This is a genomic window from Streptomyces wuyuanensis (assembly GCF_900103455.1).
GTDB classification, from domain to species: Bacteria; Actinomycetota; Actinomycetes; order Streptomycetales; family Streptomycetaceae; genus Streptomyces; species Streptomyces wuyuanensis.
Map to the genome: position 1 here is coordinate 182,282 of NZ_FNHI01000007.1, position 17,240 is coordinate 199,521.

Annotated in this window: 16 protein-coding genes; 7 read left to right on the top strand and 9 right to left on the bottom strand. The window is 71.0% G+C overall.

Going from position 1 to position 17,240, the window contains the following annotated elements; translation table 11 throughout:
• Positions 1-2: 2 nt before the first annotated feature.
• Together BLT82_RS12825 and iolC are read right to left on the bottom strand one after the other, a co-directional pair.
• Entirely contained in the window at positions 3-893 is an 891-nt protein-coding gene (locus BLT82_RS12825) for a Cgl0159 family (beta/alpha)8-fold protein (RefSeq protein WP_093654067.1), read from the bottom strand.
• On the bottom strand, positions 890-1,936 hold the full coding sequence (gene iolC / locus BLT82_RS12830) for a 5-dehydro-2-deoxygluconokinase (RefSeq protein ID WP_093654069.1): 1,047 nt from the start codon (positions 1,934-1,936) through the stop codon (positions 890-892). The genes BLT82_RS12825 and iolC overlap by 4 nt, the downstream gene beginning before the upstream one ends.
• Before the next feature lie 129 nt (positions 1,937-2,065).
• Between iolC and BLT82_RS12835 the strand changes: the two genes are divergently transcribed.
• From BLT82_RS12835 to BLT82_RS12845, 3 genes are all read left to right on the top strand, one after another.
• Positions 2,066-2,977, top strand: a complete 912-nt coding sequence (locus tag BLT82_RS12835; protein WP_093654071.1) for a sugar phosphate isomerase/epimerase family protein — start codon at positions 2,066-2,068, stop codon at positions 2,975-2,977.
• Positions 2,978-3,198: 221 nt separating this feature from the next.
• Positions 3,199-3,396: a helix-turn-helix transcriptional regulator gene (locus tag BLT82_RS12840; protein ID WP_093654073.1), complete on the top strand. Its 198-nt coding sequence runs from the start codon at positions 3,199-3,201 to the stop codon at positions 3,394-3,396.
• A gap of 83 nt (positions 3,397-3,479) precedes the next feature.
• Entirely contained in the window at positions 3,480-4,067 is a 588-nt protein-coding gene (locus BLT82_RS12845; RefSeq protein WP_244291942.1) for a GNAT family N-acetyltransferase, read from the top strand.
• An 11-nt stretch (positions 4,068-4,078) separates the two neighbouring features.
• Here BLT82_RS12845 and BLT82_RS12850 read toward each other — a convergent pair whose 3' ends face one another.
• Positions 4,079-5,137 carry a zinc-dependent alcohol dehydrogenase family protein gene (locus tag BLT82_RS12850; RefSeq protein WP_093654075.1) on the bottom strand — a complete coding sequence of 353 codons (1,059 nt, stop codon included), beginning with the start codon at positions 5,135-5,137 and terminating at the stop codon, positions 4,079-4,081.
• 41 nt (positions 5,138-5,178) lie between these two features.
• The gene (locus tag BLT82_RS12855) at positions 5,179-7,509 is read right to left on the bottom strand and encodes an MMPL family transporter (protein WP_093654272.1); all 2,331 of its coding nucleotides are present in this window, start codon (positions 7,507-7,509) and stop codon (positions 5,179-5,181) included.
• Between the two features lie 165 nt (positions 7,510-7,674).
• Between BLT82_RS12855 and BLT82_RS12860 the strand changes: the two genes are divergently transcribed.
• Both BLT82_RS12860 and BLT82_RS12865 read left to right on the top strand, forming a co-directional pair.
• Positions 7,675-8,352 carry a TetR/AcrR family transcriptional regulator gene (locus BLT82_RS12860; RefSeq protein WP_093654077.1) on the top strand — a complete coding sequence of 226 codons (678 nt, stop codon included), beginning with the start codon at positions 7,675-7,677 and terminating at the stop codon, positions 8,350-8,352.
• 115 nt (positions 8,353-8,467) lie between these two features.
• Positions 8,468-8,782 (top strand): heavy-metal-associated domain-containing protein, encoded by a 315-nt coding sequence (locus BLT82_RS12865; protein WP_093654079.1) that lies wholly within the window; start codon positions 8,468-8,470, stop codon positions 8,780-8,782.
• A gap of 695 nt (positions 8,783-9,477) precedes the next feature.
• Here the strand turns inward: BLT82_RS12865 and BLT82_RS12870 are convergent.
• Both BLT82_RS12870 and recD2 read right to left on the bottom strand, forming a co-directional pair.
• Positions 9,478-10,767, bottom strand: coding sequence for a citrate synthase (locus BLT82_RS12870; RefSeq protein ID WP_093654081.1), 1,290 nt, complete (start codon positions 10,765-10,767; stop codon positions 9,478-9,480).
• 168 nt (positions 10,768-10,935) lie between these two features.
• Complete coding sequence (gene recD2 / locus BLT82_RS12875; protein WP_093654083.1) at positions 10,936-13,164, bottom strand: SF1B family DNA helicase RecD2; 2,229 nt, start codon at positions 13,162-13,164, stop codon at positions 10,936-10,938.
• A 302-nt stretch (positions 13,165-13,466) separates the two neighbouring features.
• On the opposite strand from recD2, the gene BLT82_RS12880 reads away from it, so the two are divergent.
• Together BLT82_RS12880 and BLT82_RS37875 are read left to right on the top strand one after the other, a co-directional pair.
• Positions 13,467-13,829 carry a DUF937 domain-containing protein gene (locus BLT82_RS12880; protein ID WP_244291943.1) on the top strand — a complete coding sequence of 121 codons (363 nt, stop codon included), beginning with the start codon at positions 13,467-13,469 and terminating at the stop codon, positions 13,827-13,829.
• Positions 13,790-13,972 (top strand): hypothetical protein, encoded by a 183-nt coding sequence (locus BLT82_RS37875; protein WP_244291944.1) that lies wholly within the window; start codon positions 13,790-13,792, stop codon positions 13,970-13,972. The genes BLT82_RS12880 and BLT82_RS37875 overlap by 40 nt, the downstream gene beginning before the upstream one ends.
• A gap of 72 nt (positions 13,973-14,044) precedes the next feature.
• Here BLT82_RS37875 and BLT82_RS12885 read toward each other — a convergent pair whose 3' ends face one another.
• The 3 genes from BLT82_RS12885 to BLT82_RS12895 form a co-directional block, all read right to left on the bottom strand.
• Positions 14,045-14,842, bottom strand: a complete 798-nt coding sequence (locus BLT82_RS12885; RefSeq protein WP_093654274.1) for a sugar phosphate isomerase/epimerase family protein — start codon at positions 14,840-14,842, stop codon at positions 14,045-14,047.
• An 86-nt stretch (positions 14,843-14,928) separates the two neighbouring features.
• On the bottom strand, positions 14,929-16,089 hold the full coding sequence (locus BLT82_RS12890) for a dihydrodipicolinate synthase family protein (RefSeq protein ID WP_093654085.1): 1,161 nt from the start codon (positions 16,087-16,089) through the stop codon (positions 14,929-14,931).
• Positions 16,086-17,237 carry a Gfo/Idh/MocA family protein gene (locus tag BLT82_RS12895; protein WP_093654087.1) on the bottom strand — a complete coding sequence of 384 codons (1,152 nt, stop codon included), beginning with the start codon at positions 17,235-17,237 and terminating at the stop codon, positions 16,086-16,088. Before BLT82_RS12895 ends, BLT82_RS12890 begins: the two co-directional genes overlap by 4 nt.
• Positions 17,238-17,240: the final 3 nt, after the last annotated feature.

The following is a 17,240-nucleotide window of genomic DNA, read 5'->3' on the forward strand; positions in this document are numbered from 1 at the left end:
CCCTAGAGCAGGCCCACGGCCGTGTCGACCGCCGCCGAGACGTCGCCGTCGACCGGATAGAGCAGTGACCGGCCCACCACCAGACCCTGGACCGTGGGAAGTTGCAGTGCGCCGCGCCACTTCTCGTACGCCGCCGCCTGCCCGGCCGCGGTGTCGCCCACATCGCCTCCGAGCAGCACCGCGGGGAGCGTCGAGGTCTCCATGACGCGCGCCATGTCGTCGGGGTTCTCCGTGACGGGGATCTTGAGCCAGGTGTACGCCGATGTCCCGGCGAGGCCCGAGGCGATCGCCATGGAGCGGGTGACCGCCTCGGCGGACAGGTCGTTGCGCAGTACCCCGTCGACCCGGCGGCAGATGAACGGCTCGACGAAGACCGGCAGCCGGTGGGCGGCCATCTCGTCGATGGCCCGGGCGGTGGAGTGGAGGGTGGCCAGGGAGCCCGGGTCGTCGTAGTCGATACGGAGGAGGAGCTTGCCCGCGTCGAAGCCGAGGCGCGCGAGGTCCTCGGCGCGGTGTCCGGTGAAGCGGTCGTCCAGCTCGAAGGCGGCACCGGCGAGGCCGCCGCGGTTCATCGACCCCATGACGACCTTGTCGTCGAGTGCCCCGAGCAGGAGCAGGTCCTCCAGGATGTCGGCGGTCGCGAGCACTCCGTCCACGCCGGGGCGCCCGAGTGCGGTGCACAGGCGCTCCAGGAGGCCCAGCCGGTTGGCCATCGCGTACCGCTGGTCGCCGACGGCGAGCGCGCCGCGGGCGGGGTGGTCGGCCGCGACGATCATCAGTCGGCCGCTGGGTCCGACGAGCGGCCTGCGCCGCCGGCGGGCCGCCGCCTCGGCCACGGCCTCCGGGTGGCGGGCCCTGATCCTGACGAGGTCGGAGAGGTCGACGCGGGTCACGACGCCCCTCCGGGCGCCGCGGCCGGTCCGGGGTTCCCGTCCGCACCTGACGCGGGGTCGGGGCACGGTTCGGGGCCGGGGGCACGGCCGTCGAGGAGGGCGTCCACCTCTGCGGCGTAGGGCATGGCCGACGAGCAGGCGAGACGGGCGGCGACGATCGCCCCCGCGGCGTTGGCGAACCGCATGACCCGCTCCAACTCCCAGCCGGCCAGCAGCCCGTGGACCATCGCCCCGCCGAACGCGTCACCCGCGCCGAGTCCGTTGACCACCTCGACCTCGACCGGAGGCACTTCCGCGGTCGTGCCGTCCCGGCGCACGGCCAGCACACCCTTGGGCCCCTGCTTGACCACGGCCAGTTCGACGCCGGCGCCGAGCAGCGCACGGGCGGCGGCGTGCGGCTCCCGCTCCCCGGTGGCGATCTCGCACTCCTCGAGATTGCCGACGGCGACGGTGGCCTGGGCGAGCGCCCTCGCGTAGTGCGGCCGGGCCTCGTCGGCCGCGGTTCCGGTGGAGCCCTCCCAGAACATGGGCCGCCAGTCCAGGTCGAAGACGGTCGTCCCGGACTTCGCCCGGTGCCCCAGTGCGGCCAGTGTGGCCTCCCTGCTGGGCTCGGCGCACAGCCCGGTGCCGGTCATCCAGAAGACCCGCGCCGCGCCGATCGCTTCCATGTCGAGCTCTTCGGCGCGCAGTTCGAGGTCAGGGGCCTTGGGCTGCCGGTAGAAGTACAGCGGGAAGTCGTCCGGCGGGAAGATCTCGCAGAACGTCACGGGCGTCGGCAGCCCGGGCACCGCCGTCACCCAGCGGTCGTCGACCCGGAAGTCGCGGAGCGCCTGATGGAGGTAGTCCCCGAAGGCGTCCCGGCCGGTGCGGGTGACGACCGCGGCGCGCCGGCCGAGCCGGGCCGCAGCGACCGCGACGTTGGTGGCGGAGCCCCCGAGGAACTTCCCGAAGGTGTCGACGCGTGCCAGCGGGACCCCCGTCCGAAGGGGATAGAGGTCCACTCCGATCCGGCCCATCGTGATGACGTCGTACGGCTGAGGCATACGTGTCCCTTCGGTTCCGCGCCCGGCTGCCCCCTGGTCTAGCCCGCTCCTCGAGCACTGTCAACATTTTGTCCTTACATTCGGACGAAAGCTTGACACCTTTCTCCGGCGGCCGGAAAGCTGGCCGCCATGACCTCCTCCGCAGCCTCGTACAACCGCATCCGGATCGGGTCGGCCCCGGACTCCTGGGGCGTGTGGTTCCCCGACGATCCCCGGCAAGTCCCGTGGCAGCGCTTCCTCGACGAGGTGGCGCGGGCCGGGTACGAGTGGATCGAACTCGGCCCGTACGGCTACCTCCCCACCGACCCCGCGCGGCTCACCGAGGAGACCTCGGCCCGGGGGCTGAAGGTCTCGGCCGGCACCGTCTTCACCGGACTGCACCACGGCCCGGCCGTCTGGGAGAAGACCTGGGCCCATGTGGCCGAGATCGCCGCCCTCACCCGTGCGATGGGCGCGGACCACCTCGTCGTCATCCCGTCCTTCTGGCGCGACGACAAGACCGGCGTGGTACTGGAGGACCGCACTCTCACGCCGGAGCAGTGGCGCCATCTCACCACCCAGACGGAGCGTCTGGGGCAGGAGGTGGGTGACCGGTTCGGCCTGAGGATCGTGGTGCATCCCCACGCGGACACCCATGTCGACACCGAGGAGAACGTCAGCCGTTTCCTCGACGGGACCGACGCGGACCTGGTCTCGCTCTGTCTGGACACCGGCCACTACGCCTACTGCGGCGGCGACAGCGTCAAGCTCATCGAGACCTACGGAGAGCGGATCGGCTACCTCCACCTCAAGCAGGTGGACCCGGAGATCCTCGCCGAAGTGGTGGCGAACGAAGTGCCGTTCGGTCCCGCGGTGGCGCGTGGCGTGATGTGCGAACCGCCGGCCGGTGTGCCCGCGCTGGAACCGGTACTGGCCGCGGCGCAGCGCCTCGACGCCGAGCTCTTCGCCATCGTCGAGCAGGACATGTACCCCTGTCCTCCGGACAGGCCGTTCCCCATCGCCGAACGCACCCGGCGCTTCCTCCGTTCCTGCGGCGCGTGAACCCTGCGCCCCTTTGCCTCCGTCATGTCACAACAGTCGCCTCCTCGTCACACATGTCTCCGTTACGCGGGTCTTGCGTCACAGGACCTCGACAACCCCTCCCCTGTCGTCACTCTGCGTCGTTCAACGGGCACAGGCTGAGTGATCGCCAGCGCCCGCGCCGCAGCTCCCCCGACGGCTCCCCCGGCCGCCGCTGCGGCGCGTACAGGGAGGTGCCACGGATGACGGACAGAAGACTCTGGTCCTACAAGGACATCGCCGCGCACATCAAGGTGCAGACAGACACGGTGCGTTCGTACCGCAAGCACGGCCTCCTGCCTCCACCGGACCATGTGGAGTCGGGCAAGCCGTACTGGTACGCCGACACCATCCGGGTCTGGGTGGCCAACCGCCCCGGCAACAGGGGGCGCAGGAGCTGAGAGCCCGGGCCCCGCGCCTTTGGGTGCGGGGCCCGGTCGACAAACCGTTTGCCCTCGCACCGGGTGCTTCCGACAATGCCCCGGTGACCGAGCGACAGCCGGCGCACTTCTCCGTCAAGCCGACCCTCACCGGGACGAGGGTGGTCCTGCGCCCCTTCACCGAGGAGGACGCCACCACGATGGCCGCGATCCTGCGCGACCCGGAGGTACTCCTGCTGACCGGTTCCGCCGGTACTCCTCCCTTCCCGGACGAGCGGTTGCGCTCCTGGTACGCCACCCGCAACGAACAGACCGACCGTCTCGACCTCGGTGTGGTCGACCGAGCCTCGGGTGAACTCGTCGGGGAGGCCGTCCTCAACGAGTGGGACGAACGCAACCGCAGTTGCAACTTCCGTACGCTGATCGGCCCCCGCGGCCGGAACCGCGGTCTCGGCACCGAGACCGTCCGGCTCATCACCGCTCACGGCTTCGAGCGGCTCGGGCTGAACCGGATCTCCCTGAGCGTCTACGACTTCAATCCCCGGGCACGCCGTGCCTACGAGAAGGCCGGCTTCGTCGCCGAAGGCACCGAACGCGAGGCCCTGCGCCACGAGGACGGCTGGGTCGACGCCACGACCATGTCGGTCCTCGCCCGCGAGTGGGCCGTCCACCGCGGCCGGCCCGAGGACTGAACCGGCGGGGATCAGGCGGCCCGTCCCGGCTCGATGATCGTCACCCCCGCCCCTGGGCCCGTGCCCATGGCCGACAGAGCGGCGGGTGCCGCGTCGAGCGGGATCACGGAAGTCACCAGCATGTCCGGCCTCAGCGCGCCCGAACGGACCATCTCCAGCATCGGTCCATAGGCATGAGCGGCCATCCCGTGGCTCCCCAGGATCTCCAGCTCCTCCCCGATGACCCGCCCCATCGGAACCACAGGGTCCCCGGCGGCGGAGGGCAGCAGGCCCACCTGAACGTGGCGTCCCCGACGGCGCAGGCTCTGCACCGATGCCACACAGGTGGCCGGCGAGCCGAGAGCGTCCAGCGAGAGGTGGGCGCCGCCGCCCGTCAGCTCACGCACCCTGTCCGCGGTCCCGTCGGCGCCCCCGAGTCCGGTCGCGTCCACACACTCCGCCGCGCCGAACTTCCGTGCCAGGTCGAGGGCCCGGGGTGAGATGTCCACCGCCACGACCCGCGCTCCGCACGCCACCGCGATCATCACCGCGGAGAGCCCGACCCCGCCGCAGCCGTGGACCGCGACCCACTCACCCGCGGTCAGCCGTCCCTGGGCGACCACGGCCCGGAAGGCGGTGGCGAACCGGCAGCCGAGTCCCGCCGCCGTCGCGAACGACAGTTCCTCGGGGACGCTCACGAGGTTGACGTCCGCGTGCTCCAGCGCGACGTACTCGGCGAAGGAGCCCCAGTGGGTGAAGCCGGGCTGTGTCTGACGCTCGCAGACCTGCTGGTGCCCGGCCGCACAGGCAGCGCAGCGACCGCAGGCGCACACGAACGGAACGGTGACCCGGTCACCCGGGCGCCAGTTGGCGACACCCGCCCCGACGGCCTCGACCACTCCGGCCAGCTCGTGCCCGGGAACGTGCGGCAGCGTGATGTCGGGGTCGTGGCCCATCCATCCGTGCCAGTCGCTGCGGCAGAGCCCGGTGGCCCCGACGCGCACGACCACACCGTGCTCCGGCGCAACGGGGTCGGGCACCTCGCGCACCTCGGGCTCCCGACCGTACCGCTCGAACACCACGGCCCTCATCCACCCCGCCTTTCCCCGGCTCCACCTGCTTCAGCCCGAACCTAACCCCCCACGGGGACGGTGTCGCGGTCCCGGTCGCCGTCCCCGTCCACGGCTCTGCCGCCGTCGCCAGAGGTCGGCTCGCCCCGCTCCTCGGCGTCGCCCCTCTGCGCGATGGAGCCCGCCGGGGCGGGCCCGGATATCCCGCCCTCGCTGAGACCGAACCTCGCGTGGATCGCCCGCAACGGAGCCGGGGCCCACCAGGTGGCCTTCCCCGTCAGCTTCATCACCGAGGGAACCAGCAGGCTGCGCACCACCATCGCGTCCACGAGCACGGCGAGGGCGATGCCGAGTCCGAGCATCTTGGTGTTGGTCACCCGCGAGTTGCCGATCGCGACCATCACCACGGCGAGGATCACGGCGGCGGCGGTGATCAGTCCACCGGTGCGGCGCAGTCCGAAGGCCACGGCGTGCTCATGGTCGCCGGTGCGGTCGTACTCCTCCTTGATGCGGGAGAGCAGGAACACGCCGTAGTCCATGGAGAGTCCGAAGGCGACGCAGAACATCAGCACGGGAAGCGTTGTCTCGATCGCGCCCGTGGCGGTGAAGGAGAGCGGTCCGGACAGATGGCCCTCCTGGAACACCCAGACCACGGCGCCGAACATCGCCGTGAGGCTGAGTCCGTTGAGCACGACGGCCTGGAGCGGGATCCGGACGCTTCCGGTGAGCAGGAAGACGAGCAGGAGCGTGACGACGGCGATGACGGCCGCCGCCCACGGCAGCCGCTCGCCGATCGCGTCCTTGGAGTCGACGAGCATCGCCGCCGCGCCGGTAACGGAGGTCTCGAACGGGGCGGGCTCCGCGCGGAGGTCGTGGACGAGCCGCTGGGACTCCTCTCCGACCGCCTCCTCCTCCGGCAGCACCGTGAACACCGCGTGCTCACCGGAGACCAGGGGTCCGTCCACGCGCAGCACGCCGGGAAGGGCCTCGATCCGCTTGCGGTAGTCGGCGTAATCCTCAGGGGCCGCCGCGCCTTCGGCGAAGACGTCCAGGCCACCGCCGGGGCTGCCGGGGAACCCGTCCCGGATGTGCTGCTGCACGACGTGCGACTCCGCGTCGTGCGGCAGCTGGCGGTCGTCGGCCGGCCCGAACCGCACCCCCAGGAAGGGCAGTCCGAGCAGGACCAGCCCGGCGGTGGTGGCCACGGCGAACACGGGTGCCCTGCGCATCACCAGGCGCACCACCCGGGCCCAGCGCACCCCGTCGGCGTCGTCGGACGGGTCTGTCGCGGTGTGCGACGGACCGGCCTCCCTCGCCCGCTGCCGTCGGCCGCGGCGGAACAGCTTCCGCAGGTCGAGTGCGTTCACTCGGTCGCCGAGGAGCATCAGTGCGGCGGGGAGGAGCACGAGTGCGGCAGCGGCGGCCAGCAGCACCACGGCGATTCCCGCGTAGGCGAACGATCGCAGGAAGTACTGCGGGAAGACGAGCATCGCCGCGAGCGACACGGCCACCGTGAGCGCCGAGAAGAGCACCGTGCGGCCGGCGGTGCGGACGGTGGTCGCCATCGCCTCCCGGGGCTGCGCTCCTGCTGCCAGTTCCTCACGGAAGCGGCGCACGATGAACAGGGCGTAGTCGATGGCGAGTCCGAGACCGAGAGCCGTCGTGAGGTTCTGCGCGAAGACCGAGACGTCGGTGAACTCGGTCAGCCCGCGCAGGACCGCGTTCGTCCCCAGAATGGCGACGATGCCGATGCCCAGGGGGAGCAGGGCGGCGACCGCGCTGCCGAAGACCATCACGAGGAGGACCAGCGTCACCGGCAGCGCGATCATCTCCGCGCGCAGGAGGTCCTCCTGGATGATCGTCTCCATGTCGTGCATGACCGCGACGGGTCCGCCGACGGAGACCTCCACCGGTCCGTGCGTGCCCCGGTACTCGGGTGCGACGCGCTCCAGCACTCCGGCGGCCGTCTTCTCGTCGCCTTCGATCCGGGCGGCGATGAGTGCCTCGCGGCCGTCCTCGGCACGCAGGCCGGGCGCCTTGGTCCGCCAGTAGGAGCCGACGCCCGTCACTCCCTCCTCGCCGGCCAGGCGCTCGGTCAGCCGCTCGGCCTCGGCGGCGACGGACGGATCGTCCACACCTTCGGGACCGGCGCCCACGAGGAGGAGCAGATTGGGACGCGCTGCCGGGAACTCGCGGTCGAGTGCCTCGGTGGCGTACGTCGACTGCGCGTCGGGGTCCTCCCACCCCCCGCTGCCCATCCGGTCGGCAACTCCGCTGCCCGCGAAGACGGCGAGAGCGGTGACGACGAGTGCCAGCAGCAGCGACAGACGTGGTCGCGCGGTGACGAAGCGGGTCCAGCCACCCGGACCCGGCTCGTGATTGACGTCGGACATCGGGTGGTGTTCCCCTCCCCCGAGACCGGTGCCGCGCAGCAGGCAGCACGGGTCGGCCATTGCCATAGACTGGCAAACACGAGTCATCGCTCGCGTTTCACAAGAATGCGAGCGAGCACTCGCGTTTGTCAACCGAGTCCGGAGAACTGGGGATTGGCGGTCCACATGCCAGAGGCGCCCGACACCGAGGAGCAGGCCCGGCCCACGCAGCCGCGCCGCCGACAGGCGCGCGGCGAGCGCCGGATCGCCCAGCTCCTGGAGGCCGCCGCCGGAGTGTTCTGCCGCAACGGCTACACCGCAGCGAGCACCAACGCCATCGCGCGCGAGGCGGGCGTCTCACCGGGCACGCTGTACCAGTTCTTCCCGAACAAGGAGGCCATCGCCGTCGAGCTGGGCACCCGGCTGATGCAGCGCTGGCGCGAGACCCACGGAGCCGCCCTCGACACACTCGACCCGAGCCTGCCGCTCGACGAGCTACTGGACTCGGTACTCGACCCGATGATCGAGTTCAACTGCGCGAACCCCGCCTTCACCGTCCTCATGCACGGCTCCGAGATTCCCGGCCGGATCACGCAGGAGCACGACGCCGTGCACTCGGCACTGCTCGAGCGCGTCGAGGAGATTCTGGGCGACTTCCTCCCGAGCGCGGGGCCCGCCCAGCTCAGTCGTGTCGCGAACATGACGTTCTCCGTGGTCAAGGTGGGACTGGAGCTGATCCTCGCCCACGAGGGGGCGGAGCAGGACGCGTACAAGGCCGAGCTCAAGGCGATGGTGCACCGATACCTCCGGCCACTGGTGGACCCGGCCGCGCTGCCGGGAGGCACTCGCACCAATACCCCCTAGGGGTATAGTGTGGAACGAGCGTCAGGAGAGCCCGGCATCACCACGACTCCCCGGCGCACGATGACTCGCCGCACGAAGTGCCGCGGAGCGACACACCCGCAAAGAGGAGAACTCCATGACCGCCGAGACGAACACCGGCACCATCGAGGCCGCCGGCTCCTGCTGCTCGCCCACCGGTTCCTGCCACGGCGGTGGAGTGGCCGATGCCGCGCAGAGCGGCACCACCGCGGTCTACCTGGTGAAGGGCATGACGTGCGGGCACTGCGAGGGAGCAGTGTCCGAGGAGATCTCCGCGATCGACGGCGTCACGTCCATCGAGGCCGTCGCCGCCAGCGGCCGCGTCACCGTGGTCTCGGCCGCACCGCTCGACGAGGCCGCCGTGCGCGCGGCCGTCGACGAGGCCGGCTACGAGCTCGTCGGAAGGGCCTGACCCAGCCGCCCCGGCGGGAGCCCGGCCCGCCGGAAAACCACCGCCCCGCCCGCTCACCGCCCCGGACGCCGTCCGGGGCGGTTTCACCGTTCCTCCGGTCCGCCCGGCCACGCCGGGCCCCTCGCCCTCTCCCGCGGGGAGCCGCGGGATTTCGGCCGCGACCGCGGCCCGTTCCAGAACCCCGGAAGCACCCCGTCGACCCGCCGGCGGCGTCCCCAGGGCCGCCGAATCCCGCGGCCTCGGGAATTGGCGGGACCTACTCATCCGTTTCCGTGGTCAGCGGGAGGATGCATCTGCGATCCTTCACGTGGTACACAGGACCTTCACAAAGAGACCCAGATCACAGATATTCATGGGTAACCATTCGGGCTCTTCGCGAGTCTAAGTGGGCGATGCCAGAGCGTCTTGGGGGACGCTCATGGGATGTCTTGGGGGACGTCCCAGGCAAGCGTTGGCCGGGGCACGTACGACCGGGGAGCTTTGAGCGGCCCTCCCGTAGATACGTACCCCGGCAGACCGCGTCGCGAAGAGCTTCTGCTGGACACCAGCAGACGCCCGGCCGGATCCCGTGGGGGGAATCCGCACCGGGGATATGGGAAGCGCCCCGCTTGCCGACCCGTGGGGGGATCGGCAGCGGGGCGCTTCTCGTCGCACAGGACCCGTCGCGCCGGGCGCGACGGGCTGCGGGCCAGGCCTCAGCGGGCCTCGACGGGGACGAAGTCGCGCAGGACCTCGCCCGTGTAGATCTGGCGCGGGCGACCGATGCGGGAACCCGGCTCCTTGATCATCTCGTGCCACTGGGCGATCCAGCCCGGCAGGCGGCCGAGGGCGAAGAGCACGGTGAACATCTCGGTCGGGAAGCCCATGGCCCGGTAGATCAGGCCGGTGTAGAAGTCCACGTTCGGGTAGAGCTTGCGCTCGACGAAGTAGTCGTCCGAAAGGGCGTGCTCCTCCAGCTTGAGGGCGATGTCCAGCAGCTCGTCGGACTTGCCCAGGGCGGAGAGCACATCGTGCGCGGCGGCCTTGATGATCTTGGCGCGGGGGTCGAAGTTCTTGTAGACCCGGTGGCCGAAGCCCATCAGGCGGACGCCGTCCTCCTTGTTCTTCACCTTGCGGATGAAGGTGTCGACGTCGCCGCCGGTGGCCGCGATGCCCTCGAGCATCTCCAGCACGGACTGGTTGGCGCCACCGTGCAGCGGGCCCCACAGGGCGGAGATGCCGGCCGAGATGGACGCGAACATGTTCGCCTGCGAGGAGCCCACCAGGCGGACGGTGGAGGTCGAGCAGTTCTGCTCGTGGTCCGCGTGCAGGATGAGCAGCTTGTCGAGCGCGGCCACGACGACCGGGTCCAGCTCGTACTCCTGCGCCGGGACCGAGAAGGTCATCCGCAGGAAGTTCTCCACGTAGCCGAGGTCGTTACGCGGGTAGACGAACGGGTGACCGATCGACTTCTTGTACGCGTACGCGGCGATCGTCGGGAGCTTCGCCAGCAGCCGGATGGTGGAGAGGTGGCGCTGCTTCTCGTCGAACGGGTTGTGGCTGTCCTGGTAGAACGTCGACAGCGCGCTGACCACGGACGAGAGCATGGCCATCGGGTGGGCGTCGCGCGGGAAGCCGTCGAAGAATCGCTTGACGTCCTCGTGCAGCAGCGTGTGCTGGGTGATCTCGCCCCGGAACGCCGCGAGCTCGTCGACGGTCGGCAGCTCGCCGTTGATCAGCAGGTAGGCGACCTCCAGGAAGCTGGAGCGCTCGGCCAGCTGCTCGATCGGGTAGCCGCGGTAGCGCAGGATGCCCTGCTCGCCGTCGAGGTAGGTGACCGCGGATTTGTAGGCGGCCGTGTTGCCGTAGCCGCTGTCCAGGGTCACCAGACCGGTCTGCGCCCGGAGCTTCCCGATGTCGAAGCCCTTGTCGCCGACGGTGCTCTCGACCACCGGGTAGGTGTATTCACCGTCCGCGTACCGCAGTACTACAGAGTTGTCGCTCACGTCATCCCTCACCGACGTAGTGCCTCTTCTTCGAGGTGCCCTGACTGTCTCTACCATCCCCCATTTGGCTGAGGAGAGTGCACTCGGGGTCGACCATTCGGCCGGTCAGCGGCACTCAGTGCCGCCCAGCCTGCTCATCCTGCCCCCTTCGCCCCGGTTCCGGAAGTGTTAGGTGATCTTTCCCACGAACTGTCCACCTGTCAGCCTGTGGTCGAGTGCGGTAAAGCGCTTGCCTGCCGAGACGGTGCGCACCGCCTGTCCTATCGCCTTGCGCGAGCCGACGAGCACGACGAGCTTCTTCGCACGGGTGACGGCCGTGTAGAGCAGGTTCCGCTGGAGCATCATCCAGGCCCCGGTGGTGACCGGAATCACCACGGCCGGATACTCGCTCCCCTGGGAACGGTGGATCGTGACGGCGTAGGCGTGGGCGAGCTCGTCCAGCTCGTCGAAGTCGTACGGCACCTCCTCGTCCTCGTCCGTCAGCACCGTCAGACGCTGATCGACCGGGTTGAGTGAGGTCACCACGCCGACCGTGCCGTTGAAGACCCCGTTCTTCCCCCTCTCGTAATTGTTGCGAATCTGAGTGACCTTGTCGCCGACGCGGAAGACCCGGCCGCCGAACCGCTTCTCGGCGACATCGGGGCGGGCGGGAGTGATCGCCTGCTGCAGCAGCCCGTTCAGGGTGCCCGCGCCGGCGGGCCCCCGGTGCATGGGTGCCAGGACCTGCACATCCCGCCGCGGGTCCAGCCCGAAGCGGGCGGGGAGCCGCCGGGCGGCGACGTCGACGGTGAGCCGGCCCGCCTCCTCCGTGTCGTCCTCGACGAAGAGGAAGAAGTCGCTCAGTCCCTGGGTGAGGGGCTGGGCTCCGGAGTTGATCCGGTGGGCGTTGGTGACCACCCCCGACTGCTGCGCCTGGCGGAAGATGCGGGTGAGCCGGACGGACGGGACCGGGCTGCCGTCGGCGAGGAGATCGCTGAGGACCTCGCCCGCGCCGACGCTCGGGAGCTGGTCCACATCGCCGACGAGCAGCAGATGGGCACCCGGCGCCACGGCCTTCACCAGCTTGTTGGCCAGCAGCAGGTCGAGCATCGAGGCCTCGTCGACCACCACGAGGTCGGCGTCGAGCGGTTTGTCCCTGTCGTAGGCCGCGTCACCGCCCGGCTTCAGCTCGAGGAGCCGGTGCACGGTGGACGCCTCGGCACCGGTCAGCTCGGCGAGGCGTTTGGCGGCCCGTCCCGTGGGCGCGGCGAGCACCACCCTGGCCTTCTTCGCGCGGGCGAGCTCGACGATGGAGCGGACCGTGAACGACTTGCCGCAGCCTGGGCCTCCGGTGAGGACCGCCACCTTCCGGGTGAGGGCGAGACGGACGGCCTGCTCCTGCTCGGGCGCCAGTTCCGCGCCCGTACGGTCGGCGAGCCAGGCCAGCGCCTTGTCCCAGGCCACGTCCCGGAAGGCCGGCATGCGGTCCTCCTCGGTACGCAGCAGCCGGCTCAGCTGGGCGGCGAGGGACAGCTCGGCGCGGTGGAAGGGCACCAGATAGACGGCGGTGACCGGGTCCCCGCCGTCCGGCGACGGGACCTGCTCCCGGACGACACCCTCCTCCTCGCCCGCCAGCTCGGCGAGACAGTCGATCACGAGACCCGTGTCGACCTGGAGGAGCTTCACCGAGTCCGCGATGAGCTTCTCCTCCGGGAGGTAGCAGTGTCCCTGGTCCGTGGACTGCGACAGGGCGTACTGCAGGCCTGCCTTGACCCGGTCCGGGCTGTCGTGGGGTATGCCCACCGCCTGGGCGATCCGGTCGGCGGTGAGGAATCCGATGCCCCAGACCTCCGCCGCGAGCCGGTACGGCCGGTTCCTCACGACGGAGATCGACGCGTCCTCGTACTTCTTGTAGATCCGCACGGCGATGGACGTGGAGACGCCCACTCCCTGGAGGAAGACCATGACCTCCTTGATGGCCTTCTGCTCCTCCCAGGCGGCGCCGATCATCTTCGTGCGCTTGGGGCCGAGGCCGGGGACCTCGACGAGCCTGCCAGGCTCCCGCTCGATGACGTCCAGGGTGTCGGCGCCGAAGTGGTCGACGATGCGCTCGGCGATCCGGGGCCCGATGCCCTTGATGAGGCCGGACCCGAGGTACCGCCGGATGCCCTGGACGGTGGCGGGGAGGACGGTGGTGTAGTTCTCGACGGTGAACTGCCGGCCGTACTGCGGGTGGGAGCCCCAGCGGCCCTCCATCCGCAGCGATTCACCCGGCTGCGCACCGAGGAGCGAGCCGACCACCGTGAGGAGATCGGCACTGCCGCGTCCGGTGTCGACACGGGCGACCGTGTACCCGTTCTCCTCGTTGGCGTAGGTGATCCGCTCCAGAACTCCTTCGAGCACTGCCAGATTGGACATGGACCGACGCTACCGCCCGGCTCGGACAGCATGTCCGGCCCGTGGAGAACCCCCGCCCCGGACGGCCTCCCGTCGAGCGGCCTGAGGCAGCCGTCCCGGCACGTTCAGGGGGCCCGGTCGACCGACCGGGCCCCTGATTCCCCCCACCCTCAGAGCTCCCCTGAATCCCCCCCGGAATCCCTCCCCAGGAGCCCTGACGCCCAGTACGACACACGTCACGCCGGAAGGGTTGCACGATTGCGGGCAGTTGTTTATCCGGAATCTCAATATGCCGATATATAGAGAGACTTAGCGATTCCGGCATGAGTGACGATTCATTTCAGCGGGACGTCCTGGACGAACTCGGGGACGACCGGCTCCAGGAGATCGCGGACGCTCTCGGCACCGACACCGCCGCGGCCGCGGCCGTCGTCGGCACGTCGGTGTCCACCCTTTCGGGGGAACTGCAGGACGCCGCCGAGACACCCGGGCAGGCAGGCGAAGTGCGCGACGCCCCCGGTGAACTGACCGAGCCTCCCCTCCAGGGGGCCGTCACGCTGGGCGGTGGGCTCGGCGGCGGGCTCATGGCCGGCGTACTGGCGCGGCTGGCCAGGCCGCGGCCGCTGCGGTGGCCAAGCGGACCGGGATGCCCGCGGCCACGGTCGGCAAGGCGTTCGAGCTGCTGATCCCCGTCGTGCTGACGGTCCTCTCCCGGCGCGCTGCGAACCGCCGGTCGGCGGGAGCCTCGCCCGGCACACCTGGTGCCTCGGGGGCCGGCGTCGGCGACGTGCTCGGCGACCTGCTGGGCGGCGGCCGGAGGAAGCCCTGACGCCTCCCCGACCGGTAAAGAGGCGCCCCGGACGCGGGAACGGCCCCGCCTGAGCGGCAGGGTGCGGTCGCGCTACAGCACATGGCGCACGTACCGCATCGCCGTCTCCGCCAGGACCTCGAGACCGTCCCGCTCCCACAGCCCCTCGTTGAAGAGCTCCACCTCGACGGGACCCGAGTAGCCCGCCCCGTCGACCCGTTCACGCCAGGCGCGCAGATCGATCACCCCGTCGCCCAGTTGTCCCCGACCGTTGAGCACCCCGGCCGGCAGCGGGGTGACCCAGTCGGCCAGCTGGAAGGAGTGGATCCGCCCGCCGGCACCCGCGCGTGCCACGTCCGCGGGCGCCCGGTCGTCCCACCAGACGTGGTAGGTGTCGACGACGACGCCCACCTCGCCGGCCGGGAACCGCTCCGCGATGTCGAGTGCCTGTCCGAGCGTCGAGACGGCACAGCGATCCGCGGCGAACATCGGGTGCAGCGGCTCGATCGCGAGACGTACGCCCCGCTCCCGGGCGTACGGGGCGAGGACCCCGACCCCCTCCGCGATGCGCTCCCGGGCACCGGGCAGGTCCCTGCTGCCGGGCGGCAGTCCGCCCGAGACCAGGACGAGAGTGTCCGTACCCAGCGCCGCCGCCTCGTCCACGGCCGCGCGGTTGTCGTCCAGGGCGCGCCCGCGTGCCGCAGGTTCCGCCGCGGTGAGGAATCCGCCCCGGCACAGTGTGGTGACGGCGAGCCCCGCGTCACGTACGAGCTTGGCCGCCGCATCGACGCCGTACATCTGTACGGGTTCCCGCCACAGTCCGACCCCTGGGACGCCGAGCCGAGCGCACGCCTCGGTGAGCTCCGGCAGCGTGAGCTGTCTGACCGTCATCTGGTTGATGCTGAACCGGGAGAGTCCGCGGCCGGCGGCGGGGGTGGCGGGCGCGCCGTGCGGACCGACCGGGTCGGTCGAGTCGGTCACCGGACGCCTCCGTGCACGGCGAGCAGGGACGCCATCCGGGCCGCGGCCAGATCCGGGTCGGGGAAGAGGCCCAGCCCGTCGGCCAGTTCGTAGGCCCGCGCGAGATGGGGCAGCGACCGCGCGGACTGCAGACCCCCGACCATGGTGAAGTGCGACTGGTGCCCCGACAGCCACGCCAGGAACACGACTCCCGTCTTGTAGAAGCGGGTGGGGGCCCGGAAGAGATGGCGCGACAGTTCGACCGTGGGATCGAGCAGCCGGCGGAACGCCCGCGTGTCCCCGGTGTCCAGGACCCGCACCGCGTGGGCGGCGAGCGGGCCCAGCGGGTCGAAGATCCCGAGAAGCGCGTGGCTGAAGCCCTGGTCGTCGCCCGCGATGAGCTCCGGATAGTGGAAGTCGTCGCCCGTGTAGCAGCGCACGCCCCGCGGGAGGCGCCGGCGCAGATCGACCTCCCGCCGGGCGTCCAGCAGGGAGATCTTGACCCCGCCGACCTTGCCGGGGTGTGCGGTGATCACTTCGAGGAACGTCTCGGTGGCCGCGTCCAGGTCGCGGCTGCCCCAGTAGCCCTCCAGCGCCGGGTCGAACATCGGTCCGAGCCAGTGGAGGACGACCGGTTCGGACGCCTGCCCGAGGAGGTGGCCGTACACGTCGAGGTAGTCCTCGGGGCCGCGGGCGACAGCGGCGAGGGCCCGGGAGGCCATGAGGATCGCCTGGGCCCCGCATTCCTCGACGAGCGCGAGCTGCTCCTCGTAGGCCGCTCGGACGGTGGCCAGGTCCCCGGCCGGCCGGGTGAGCTGGTCGGTGCCCGTGCCGCACGCGATGCGGCCGCCGACCGCCCTCGCCTCGGCGGCCGAGCGCCGGATCAGTTCCGCGGCACCGCCCCAGTCCAGCCCCATGCCCCGCTGCGCGGTGTCCATCGCCTCGGCGACACCGAGTCCGTGCGCCCACAGATGACGGCGGAAGGCGAGCGTGGCGTCCCAGTCCACGGCGGCCGGACCGTCGGGAGTGGTGTCCGCGTACGGATCGGCGACGACGTGCGCGGCCGCGAAGACCGTTCGGGAGACCGGCGGTGCACCGCCCGCGACGCGCGCGGAGCCGTCCCCGCGGGGCTCGTGGCTGCGGAACGTGCCGTCGGCGGCGGGCAGCCGGACCGTCACAGCGTCAGCTCCGGGACGTCGTAACGACGGCCGTCCGCGGAGGACCTGAGCCCCAGCTCCGCGAGCTGCACTCCTCGGGCACCGGCCAGCAGGTCCCAGTGGTAGGGCTCGCCCAGGGCGACGTGCTTGAGGAACAGCTCCCACTGCGCCTTGAACCCGTTGTCGAACTCGGTGTTGTCCGGGACCTCCTGCCACTGGTCGCGGAAGGACTCCGTGACGGGCAGGTCCGGATTCCAGACGGGCTTCGGAGTGGCGCTGCGGTGCTGGACGCGGCAGCGGCGCAGCCCGGCGACCGCTGATCCGTGAGTGCCGTCGACCTGGAACTCGACGAGTTCGTCGCGGTGAACGCGGACCGCCCAGGACGAGTTGACCTGGGCGACGGCGCCGTTCGTCAGTTCGAAGACCGCGTACGCCGCGTCGTCTGCTGTCGCCTCGTACGGCTTGCCCCGCTCGTCCCAGCGCTGCGGGACGTGCGTGACGACGTGCGCCTGGACGCTCGTCACCCGGCCGAAGAGCTCGTGCAGCACGTACTCCCAGTGCGGGAACATGTCGACGACGATGCCGCCGCCGTCCTCGGAGCGGTAGTTCCAGGAGGGGCGCTGGGCTTCCTGCCAGTCGCCCTCGAAGACCCAGTAGCCGAACTCCCCCCGCACGGAGAGGATCTCGCCGAAGAAGCCGCCCTCCACGAGGCGCTTCAGCTTCAGCAGGCCCGGCAGGAAGATCTTGTCCTGGACGACGCCGTGCCGGATTCCGGCGGCCCGGGCGAGACGGGCCAGTTCGAGGGCACCACCGGCATCGGTCGCCGTGGGCTTCTCGGTGTACACGTGCTTGCCGGCCGCGATCGCCTTCTTGATCGCCTCGCCCCGCGCGGAGGTGACCTGCGCGTCGAAATAGACGTCGACCGACCCGTCGGCGAGCACCGCGTCGAGGTCCGTCGACCACTCGGTGAGCCCGTGGCGTCCGGCGATCTCGCGCAGGGCGTGCTCCCGCCGGCCGACGAGGACGGGCTCGGGCCAGAGGACCGCGCCGTCGCCGAGGTCGAGGCCGCCCTGTTCGCGTATCGCGAGGAGCGAGCGCACCAGGTGCTGCCGGTATCCCATCCGTCCCGTGACGCCGTTCATGGCGATGCGCACTGTCCTGCGTGTCACGAA

What these genes read in the sequence shown, in the direction of transcription:
- BLT82_RS12865 (WP_093654079.1), top strand. Translation starts at nt 8,468, where the DNA reads ATGACCGCCGAGACGAACACCGGCACCATCGAGGCCGCCGGCTCCTGC.
- BLT82_RS12860 (WP_093654077.1), top strand. Translation starts at nt 7,675, where the DNA reads ATGCCAGAGGCGCCCGACACCGAGGAGCAGGCCCGGCCCACGCAGCCG.
- BLT82_RS12835 (WP_093654071.1), top strand. Translation starts at nt 2,066, where the DNA reads ATGACCTCCTCCGCAGCCTCGTACAACCGCATCCGGATCGGGTCGGCC.
- BLT82_RS12850 (WP_093654075.1), bottom strand. Translation starts at nt 5,137, where the DNA reads ATGAGGGCCGTGGTGTTCGAGCGGTACGGTCGGGAGCCCGAGGTGCGC.
- recD2 (WP_093654083.1), bottom strand. Translation starts at nt 13,164, where the DNA reads ATGTCCAATCTGGCAGTGCTCGAAGGAGTTCTGGAGCGGATCACCTAC.
- BLT82_RS12885 (WP_093654274.1), bottom strand. Translation starts at nt 14,842, where the DNA reads ATGACGGTCAGACAGCTCACGCTGCCGGAGCTCACCGAGGCGTGCGCT.
- BLT82_RS12855 (WP_093654272.1), bottom strand. Translation starts at nt 7,509, where the DNA reads ATGTCCGACGTCAATCACGAGCCGGGTCCGGGTGGCTGGACCCGCTTC.
- BLT82_RS37875 (WP_244291944.1), top strand. Translation starts at nt 13,790, where the DNA reads ATGCCCGCGGCCACGGTCGGCAAGGCGTTCGAGCTGCTGATCCCCGTC.
- iolC (WP_093654069.1), bottom strand. Translation starts at nt 1,936, where the DNA reads ATGCCTCAGCCGTACGACGTCATCACGATGGGCCGGATCGGAGTGGAC.
- BLT82_RS12840 (WP_093654073.1), top strand. Translation starts at nt 3,199, where the DNA reads ATGACGGACAGAAGACTCTGGTCCTACAAGGACATCGCCGCGCACATC.
- BLT82_RS12880 (WP_244291943.1), top strand. Translation starts at nt 13,467, where the DNA reads ATGAGTGACGATTCATTTCAGCGGGACGTCCTGGACGAACTCGGGGAC.